General features: G+C 63.5%; 9 protein-coding genes and 1 pseudogene. 5 read left to right on the top strand and 5 right to left on the bottom strand.

The features are described 5' to 3' along the window. The 5 genes from EN742_RS16910 to coaA form a co-directional block, all read left to right on the top strand. On the top strand, positions 1-450 hold a 450-nt coding region (locus EN742_RS16910), incomplete at its 5' end, for a HisA/HisF-related TIM barrel protein (RefSeq protein ID WP_245492338.1). Continuing rightward, entirely contained in the window at positions 447-1,286 is an 840-nt protein-coding gene (locus EN742_RS16905; protein WP_126057105.1) for an arginase family protein, read from the top strand. The genes EN742_RS16910 and EN742_RS16905, both read left to right, overlap by 4 nt. Beyond that, positions 1,283-2,077: an imidazole glycerol phosphate synthase subunit HisF gene (hisF, locus tag EN742_RS16900; RefSeq protein ID WP_189375385.1), complete on the top strand. Its 795-nt coding sequence runs from the start codon at positions 1,283-1,285 to the stop codon at positions 2,075-2,077. The genes EN742_RS16905 and hisF overlap by 4 nt, the downstream gene beginning before the upstream one ends. Before the next feature lie 9 nt (positions 2,078-2,086). Further along, entirely contained in the window at positions 2,087-2,410 is a 324-nt protein-coding gene (locus tag EN742_RS16895) for a phosphoribosyl-ATP diphosphatase (RefSeq protein WP_126057107.1), read from the top strand. Positions 2,411-2,434: 24 nt separating this feature from the next. Continuing rightward, on the top strand, positions 2,435-3,394 hold the full coding sequence (gene coaA, locus EN742_RS16890) for a type I pantothenate kinase (protein ID WP_126057108.1): 960 nt from the start codon (positions 2,435-2,437) through the stop codon (positions 3,392-3,394). Between the two features lie 50 nt (positions 3,395-3,444). Here coaA and EN742_RS16885 read toward each other — a convergent pair whose 3' ends face one another. From EN742_RS16885 to EN742_RS16865, 5 genes and pseudogenes are all read right to left on the bottom strand, one after another. Then, complete coding sequence (locus EN742_RS16885; protein ID WP_126057109.1) at positions 3,445-4,560, bottom strand: phosphatase PAP2 family protein; 1,116 nt, start codon at positions 4,558-4,560, stop codon at positions 3,445-3,447. 242 nt (positions 4,561-4,802) lie between these two features. Further along, the gene (locus EN742_RS16880; RefSeq protein WP_126057110.1) at positions 4,803-5,927 is read right to left on the bottom strand and encodes a phosphatase PAP2 family protein; all 1,125 of its coding nucleotides are present in this window, start codon (positions 5,925-5,927) and stop codon (positions 4,803-4,805) included. A 223-nt stretch (positions 5,928-6,150) separates the two neighbouring features. Further along, positions 6,151-6,771, bottom strand: a complete 621-nt coding sequence (locus tag EN742_RS16875; protein ID WP_126057111.1) for an alpha-ketoglutarate-dependent dioxygenase AlkB — start codon at positions 6,769-6,771, stop codon at positions 6,151-6,153. A 99-nt stretch (positions 6,772-6,870) separates the two neighbouring features. Continuing rightward, a complete protein-coding gene (arfB, locus tag EN742_RS16870; protein ID WP_126059277.1) occupies positions 6,871-7,308 on the bottom strand; it encodes an alternative ribosome rescue aminoacyl-tRNA hydrolase ArfB in 438 nt (145 codons plus the stop codon). Positions 7,309-7,389: 81 nt separating this feature from the next. Then, positions 7,390-7,619, bottom strand: a pseudogene (locus EN742_RS16865) (phosphoenolpyruvate carboxykinase (ATP)); the annotation flags it as partial.

The raw sequence follows: 7,619 nt of genomic DNA, 5'->3' as shown, positions 1-7,619 counted from the left end.
GTCATCCTCGGCACGGTGGCGGTGCGTGCCCCAGGCCTCGTCAAGCAGGCCTGCAAGGCCTTCCCGGGCAAGATCGCCGTCGGCATCGACGCGAAGGACGGCAAGGTCGCGGTCGAGGGCTGGGCCGAAGCGTCCAGCCTCGGCGTCGTCGAGCTGGCCAAGAAATTCGAAGGCGCGGGCGTGGCCGCCATCATCTACACCGACATCGACCGCGACGGCGTGCTGACCGGCATCAACTGGGACGCCACCATCGACCTTGCCGAAGCGGTGTCCATCCCGGTGATCGCCTCGGGCGGCCTGGCCTCGATCGCTGATATCGTGCGCATGACCATGCCGGACGCGCAGCGGCTCGAAGGGGCGATCTCCGGCCGGGCGCTCTATGACGGCCGCATCGACCCGGCGGAGGCGCTGGCGGTCCTGCGCGGCGAGGAGATGGAGGCAAGGCCGTGAAGGTGTCGATCATCCTGGCGTCCTATGACAGCGGCCACTATCACGGCGGCTGCGGCCAGGGTCCGGATGCGCTGATGGCCGGCGGCCTTGCCGAGGCGCTCAAGCTTGCCGGCCACGACATCGACGTCCACGACATCGGCAGGGTCAGCGACGACGAGCAAGCGCGCGAGATCGCGACCGGCTTCGCCGTCTGCAACGCCGTGTCGGGCGAGGTTCGCATCGCGCTCGACAACGAGCGGTTTCCCATCGTGCTCGCCGGCAACTGCCTGACCAGCGCCGGCGCCGTGGCCGGCGAAGGCGCCGACGCCATCATCTGGGCCGACCAGCATGGCGACATCAACACGCCGGACACTTCCACATCCGGATTCCTCGACGGCATGGCGCTAGCGACGGTGCTTGGCCTTTGCTGGCGGCCGATGACGGCGCAGATTCCCGGCTTCAAGCCGATCGACCCGGCCCGCTCGGTGCTCGTCAATGCACGCGACCTCGACACGGCGGAAAGGGAGGAACTGGAAAAACTGCCGGTCATCCGCTCCGAATGCCCGGACTGGACGGGGGCGGCGGAGAGGCTGAAGAAGGCCGGCGCCGAACGGATCCATATGCATATCGACCTCGACGTTCACGACCCGGAAGAATTGCAGGCCAACCGCTTCGCCACGCCCGGCGGTCCTGGACCCGAGCAGGTGCGGCAGGCGATGTGCGGCATGGCCGGCGCACTGCCAATCGCCGGCCTCACCATCTCGGCCTATGATCCGGCCTTCGATGCCAAGGGCGAGGTGCCGCCGCTGGTCGGCGAATTGCTGGTCGAGCTGCTCGCGACGATGGAGAGAAGCTGATGCTGAAGGCCCGCGTCATTCCTTGCCTCGACGTCAAGAACGGCCGTGTCGTCAAGGGCGTCAACTTCGTCGACCTCGTCGATGCCGGCGATCCGGTCGAGGCGGCCAAGGCCTATGACGCGGCCGGCGCCGACGAGCTCTGCTTCCTCGACATCACCGCCTCGTCCGACAACCGCGAGACGATCTTCGACGTCGTCGCCCGCACCGCCGAGCAATGTTTCATGCCGCTCACCGTCGGCGGCGGCGTGCGCCAGGTGGCCGACATAAGAAAGCTGCTTCTGGCCGGCGCCGACAAGGTGTCGATCAACACGGCGGCGGTGAAAGACCCGGATTTCGTCGCCGAAGCGGCCGACAAGTTCGGCAACCAGTGCATCGTCGTGGCCATCGACGCCAAGAAGGTCTCGGGCGCCGGCGAGGCCGACCGCTGGGAGATCTTCACCCATGGCGGCCGCGAGAAGACCGGCATCGACGCCGTCGAGTTCGCGCGCAAGATGGTCGATCGCGGCGCCGGGGAGATCCTGCTGACATCGATGGACCGCGACGGCACCAAGGCAGGCTACGACATCGCGCTGACGCGCGCCATCGCCGATGCCGTGCGCGCGCCGGTCATCGCCTCGGGTGGCGTCGGCACGCTCGACCACATGGTGGAAGGCATTCGTGACGGCCATGCGGGTGCCGTGCTTGCCGCCTCGATCTTCCACTTCGGCACTTACACCATCGCCGAAGCGAAGGCGCATATGGCCAGGGCCGGGCTGCCGATGCGGCTGGACTCGCCGGTTCAACGGGCTTAAACGGCGAAAATGACTGAGTTTTCGCTGTCCGATCTGGAAAGAACCATCCGGGAACGCGCCCATTCCGGCGATCCGGACTCGTGGACGGCGAAACTGTTTGCCAAGGGCATCGACAAGGCGGCGCAGAAGCTTGGCGAGGAAGCCGTCGAGACGGTGATCGCAGCCATCCGCGGCGACAGGCAGGGCCTCGTTTCGGAAAGCGCCGATCTTATATATCATTGGCTGGTCGTTCTCGGCATCGCCGGCGTGCCGCTGGGCGAGGTGCTGAAGGAGCTAGAGGGCCGCACCGGCCGCTCGGGCGTTGCCGAAAAGGCGTCGCGGCCCAAGGGCTGACCGCGAGGGAGGGCAGGAAACTCGATGGATCAGCTTGCTCCTACCGAGAAATACTCCCCCTATCGTTTCTTCTCTGCCGAGCAATGGTCGCAGTTCCGCGCCGACACCCCGCTGACGCTGACCGAGGACGAGATCGACCGCTTGCGGTCGCTGAACGACCCGGTCGATCTCGAAGAGGTCAAGCGCATCTACCTCTCGCTTTCCCGCTTGCTCTCGGCGCATGTCGAGGCAAGTCAGCTCTTGTTCCGGCAGCGCCAGGCCTTCTTCAACGCGCAGGACGTGGTCAAGACGCCGTTCATCATCGGCATCGCCGGCTCGGTCGCGGTCGGCAAATCGACCACGGCGCGCGTCTTGAAGGAATTGCTGGCGCGCTGGCCATCGAGCCCGAAGGTCGATCTCATCACCACCGACGGTTTCCTTCTGCCCAACGAGATCCTGCGCCGCGACAATCTGATGGAGCGCAAGGGCTTTCCAGACAGCTACGATGTCGGCGCGCTGCTCCGGTTCCTGTCCGGCATCAAGTCGGCGCAGCGCAATGTCCGCGCGCCGGTCTATTCGCACCTGACCTACGACGTCATTCCTGGCGAATTCGTCACCATCGACAGGCCGGACATATTGATCTTCGAAGGCATCAACGTGCTGCAGCCGGGCAAATTGCCGAGGGACGGCAAGATCGTGCCTTTCCTGTCCGACTTCTTCGACTTCGCCATCTACATCGATGCCGACGAGAAGCTGATCCACCAGTGGTACATCCAGCGCTTCATGCGGCTGCGCGAAACCGCCTTCCGCAATCCGGACTCCTTCTTCCACCGCTATTCGCAGCTGTCGGAGGATGCGGCGCGCGCCATCGCCGAAGGACTGTGGACCAACATCAACCTGAAGAACCTGCGCGAGAACATCCTGCCGACGCGGGCGCGGGCCGATCTCATCCTGCGCAAGGGCGCCAACCACCTGGTCGAGGAAGTGGCCCTGCGGAAGCTGTGATCCGCCTCGCTGCGAGCGTGCTCGCTGTTCTTCTTGCCAGGCTCCGAAAGTCAGGCGGATTCCAGAGGATCAGTAGACCGGCCGTCCAGGAAGCCTAATCGTTTCACCCGTCCTGACTTTCCGCAGGCCCACCAGATGGCGAGCGCCGCCGGAATGGCGACGATCCCATCCATCGCGTAGTGCCATCCGAGGTGGATCGAGCCGAAGAAGATCAAAGCGCCGAAGGCCAGCATGGCGTGACCGAACCTGCGATCGATGGAGTATGCGGTAACCACAAACAGCGCCGCCTGCGCGTTGTGCATGCTGGGCATGGCGGAAATGCCGCCGGGCAGGTCGACCTGGCCGGTATAGACCTGCCAGAGGAAATCCCTGGTCAAGTTTGACGACAGCGGATAGCTGGCGGCGACGTCGTCAAGGTAACTCATGAGACCGGCATAGGGCGAGGGTGTTCCCGGCACGACGTCCGCGAAGTAGCAAGGCCCGGCCGAGGAAAAGATGGTCGCCATGACCAGGCCGATCAGGATCCAGGAGGCGACGGTCGCCCGCCAGTAGCGGACGCGGACCGCTTCCGGGACCCGCGGGCTGGCGAGCAGGCCCGCCCAGAACAGGAAGACCATCGGCACCCACAAGGTATAGGTGATGTCGAACACAAGGGTGATCCATGGCATGCCGACCATCGGCTGGAGGATTTGCCAAGGTTGATAGCCGCCCAGGAGAGCCGAATCCCAGCGGGAGAAGGTTTCGTCCCATTGGAAGGGAGCGACAACCGGTATCATCGTCTTGTTATAGAGGAAGGCCGCCATGAAGAGCGCCAATATGGCGCTGGCGTAGAAATACCGCGCAAGCATGCTCGACAGCAGCAAGGCTTTCAGGCTCGCCGCCGCGAAGCTGACCGGGGACTGGTGACGGCCCTGCACGAGCGCGCGGAAACAGATCCAAACGACAATGGCTGAGCTCAGCAACAGAAAGGAGTGCCAGAGGCGGCCTGCATACTCCAGTACATGTTGCAGGATCGAATCACCCCTGATCGTCGCGACCAGCATGGTGACAAGGACGAACGCGGCGATCGTCCCGTAAAGCGCCGCATTGCGGCGGTTCTCTTGCAAGAGCCACACCGGAAACCGGGCGGACCGCAAGAAATGCTGCCCTATTTCGGTAGAAGACATGGAGAGGACGATACCCCGAGCAATCGTTGCCCTCGGTATCGCATGACGTCTTTTAAAGAATAGTAAGTTCGAAATTGAAAATACCGCTTCAGGAATGGCCGCGTCTTTTCAGAAACTTCAAATTTTATGGATCTGCAGGTGAGGAACCATCCTTGCCGGCGATCCCGAGGGAACTCATCTTGGCATCTTGCGAATAGACGGCCGAAACCATGGCTGGCCGCGACGGCGCATCCTCGCCAGCGTCAAGAAGCCGTGACGACCGCCTCTGGCCGATTGACGGTGGCGGTCTGCATATCCAGCGCCGGCCGGGGATCGGCGGGGATCAGTTTGCGCGCGATGGCATAGACGACGAGCGTCACGGCGGCGCTTACATAGCCGTCGATCGCATAGTGCCAGGCGAGGTAAACCGAGCTTACCGCGACAAACACGACATAGAGGAACGCCAGCGCACCAAGACGGCGGTCGTACTCGCGCAGGAACAGCGCGTTGAGCATTGCCAGGCCGACATGCACGCTGGGAAACGCCGATATGCCCGAGGCGAAACCCGCCTGCCTGGCCTCGTGCAGCGACCAGAGATACTGCTGATAGGTAACAGCGGAATTGCGCGATGCGGCCCCATGGGCCAGGAACGCCAGCTGTTCGCCGAATCGGGCCACGTCGCCCGTCACCGCGCCATAAAATGCCGGACCAGCCGACAGGAACAGGGCGGCCAGCACATTGCCGACGATGATCCAGACCGCCATGAAGCAGGCCAAATAACGCGTTCGAACCGATGCCGCCATGGGCGACGTCGCGACAAAGAACAGGGCGCCGAAATTCAGCAGGAACCAGAAAACGTTGTAATTCCACTCGACTACGGTGCGAACCAGATCATTTTCAGCTACCGCGTAAAGCCAGCGCCACGGATCAGCGCCAAAATGCAGGAAGGCGTCGATGTTGGCTTGCGCCACGTCGAATGGAAACCCGCCCTGCCAGACCGGCATGCCGTTTTTCACCGAGGTGAATGTGCCCTGGAAGATCATGAGCGCCATGAGAAGGCACAAGCCGGAGGCCGAATACGCCAACCGCGAGGTGGAAAAGATCCGTCCTGCCGCAAGGCGACGCCGGGAATCAAAGCGGCGTACAATGACAAGCAGGTCGATAAGGATGGCAAAAGTGGGCAGTATAAGACAGTTCAGAAAGGTCCATCGCCCGAAATATATCGAATATGCCGCCAGGTCGGTGGCGCCTATCGCGTTAAGAAACACCAGGCCGGCCAAAGTATAGATCACAATGCACAGATAGAGGGCCGAATCCCTGCGAACGATCTGGGCCGCTCCCCTCAATATCATCGGCAGTCTATGGAAGGCCAAACTGATATCTGTCATCGTCCCGACCCCGACGGCAATGCCTTGGCGTCTCTAGAGCGGTTCAGCGCCTATGGAATCGCTGACCCGCCCTAGGGTATTTGTTGTGACGCAATTCCGGACGGAAAGCCGCTGCGCACTTTTCCTGGAATTGCGCCAGGGATTTGTCGAGACGCAATTCCGGACGGAAAACCGCTGCGCACTTTTCCTGGAATTGCTCTAGGAGAAAAATCTGTAGATTCGGTTAGCGCGCGGGCATCGTCACTCGCCGCAACGTCAGATTGATCCGGCCGCCATTCTTCAGCAGGGCCGAGGTCGACGGGTAGATGCGGTCGACGCCGTGGAAGCAGAGGCGGCCTTCGCCGCCAAGCACGACGACGTCACCGCTTTTCAGCCGAAATGATTTGGTGCCGCCATCGCGCGTCGTCTGGCCGACCCTAAACTGGCAATCGTCGCCCAGCGACACCGAGACAACGGGGGCGGAAAAGTCCTGCTCGTCGCGATCCTGATGCAGGCCCATCTTGGCGTCGCTCGAATAGAAATTGACGAGGCAGGCTTCGGGCGGATGCGGATAGGCCGCCACCTCACGCCACAATTGCAGCAGCTCATCGGGAATCGGCGGCCATGGCAAGCCCGACACCGGGTGGGTCGGCTGGTAGCGATAGCCGCGCTCCTTGTCAGTGACCCAGCCGAGCGGGCCGCAATTGGTCATGCGCACGCTCATTTCCTTGCCGGTGCGCGGCATGGCCGGCACGAACAAGGGCGCGGCCTGCACCACCTTCCTGATCTCTTCGACCAGCGCTTCCTGCGCCGGGCGCGGCAGGTAGCCGGGCATATGGCGGACACCCTTGGGCAAAACGAGCATGGATTTCCGTTCGATCCGGTTAGCGCGCCCGAGCATGCCACCAATGGGGAAGGACGGCGACCCGAAAGCGGCTGTCGCGGTTTCTGCGCCGGCTTAACCTCAGTCGTTGTCCACCCGGGCGCGCAGCTTCTTCACCGTGGAACGCCCGGCCTTGGTCTTGAGACGTCGCTCGACGGCGCCTTTCGAAGGCTTCGTCTTCTTGCGCGGCGGCGGCGGCGGCTCGGCCGCCTTGGCGACCAGCGCGGTCAGCCGCGCCCGCGCATCGGCCCGGTTCTGCTCCTGGGTGCGGAAGCGCCCGGCCTCGATGACGACGACGCCGTCCTTGGTGGCGCGCTGGCCGGCAAGCCTCAGGGTACGTTCGCGCACGCGCTCGGACAGACCCGCCGCATTCGCCGCATCGAAGCGCAGCTGCACGGCGGTGGCCACCTTGTTGACGTTCTGACCGCCAGGGCCCGAGGAGCGGATGAAATCCTCGTGCAAATCGGCCGGGTGGATGACCGCTTCGTCGGCGATGATGATCTTGTCGTCGGCATTCATGCGCGCAGTCATGACGCGGCAGCGCAAAAAAGAAAAGGCCCGGCGGAAGCCGGGCCTTTGACGGCGGCAATGTGCCCGACGTTACTCGGCTGCCTCCTGCAGGCGCGGCGCGGCGCCCATGACGGTCGCGTCGACATGCTCCTCGAACTTCTCGAAATTGGCGGCGAACATGCCTACCAGCCGGGCCGCCTGCCGGTCATAGGCCGGCTTGTCGGCCCAGGTCGAGCGGGGATCGAGGATGGCGCGGTCAACGCCGGCAACCGCCACCGGCACCGCAAAGCCGAAATTGGCATCGGTGCGGAAATCGGCGG

Source organism: Mesorhizobium sp. M4A.F.Ca.ET.020.02.1.1, from assembly GCF_004022645.1.
Classification (GTDB): Bacteria; Pseudomonadota; Alphaproteobacteria; order Rhizobiales; family Rhizobiaceae; genus Mesorhizobium.
The sequence above is the reverse complement of the archived record's forward strand: the minus strand, read 5'-3'. Positions and strand labels throughout refer to the sequence as shown.